General features: G+C 67.1%; 1 protein-coding gene. It reads left to right on the top strand.

Annotation, left to right across the window (positions count from 1 at the left end):
• A partial coding sequence (locus G3I71_RS45210; protein WP_164324732.1) for a ketoacyl-synthetase C-terminal extension domain-containing protein occupies positions 1-705 on the top strand: 705 nt, incomplete at both ends.

Raw genomic sequence — 705 nt, 5'->3', positions numbered from 1 at the left:
TGGAGCGGTTGTCGGATGCTCGGCGTCTTGGGCGGCGGGTGTTGGCGGTGGTGCGTGGTTCGGCGGTGAATCAGGATGGTGCGTCGAATGGGTTGAGTGCGCCGAGTGGTCCGGCGCAGCAGCGGGTGATTCGGCAGGCGTTGGCGAGTGGGGGGTTGTCGGCGTCGGATGTGGATGTGGTGGAGGCGCATGGGACGGGGACGCGGTTGGGGGATCCGATTGAGGCGCAGGCGTTGTTGGGGGTGTTTGGGGGTGGGCGTGAGCGGCCTTTGTTCGTGGGGTCGTTGAAGTCGAATATTGGTCATACGCAGGCGGTGTCGGGTGTGGCTGGTGTGGTGAAGACGGTGATGGCGTTGCGGGCGGGGGTGTTGCCGCGGACGTTGCATGTGGGTGAGCCGTCGTCGGAGGTGGATTGGTCGTCGGGTGCGGTGGAGTTGTTGACCGAGGAGCGGGTGTGGCCGGTGACGGGGCGTCCGCGGCGTGCGGGTGTGTCGTCGTTCGGGATCAGTGGGACGAATGTGCATGTGATCCTCGAAGAAGCTGAAGAGGTTGAAGAGGTTGGAGAAGCCGAAGGGGCTGGAGAGGTCGCGGGGCCTGAGGGCGAGTCTGTGCCGGGGGTCGAGGCAGCGCCCGTTTCGGGTCCTGTGCCTTGGACGGTGTCCGCGGCCACCGAGGCCGCGCTGCGTGCGCAGGCGAGCCGCCTCC

The sequence above is a fragment of the Streptomyces sp. SID12501 genome (assembly GCF_010550245.1).
In the GTDB taxonomy this organism is placed as follows: Bacteria; Actinomycetota; Actinomycetes; order Streptomycetales; family Streptomycetaceae; genus Streptomyces.
This window is presented reverse-complemented; position numbering and strand designations above follow the sequence as displayed.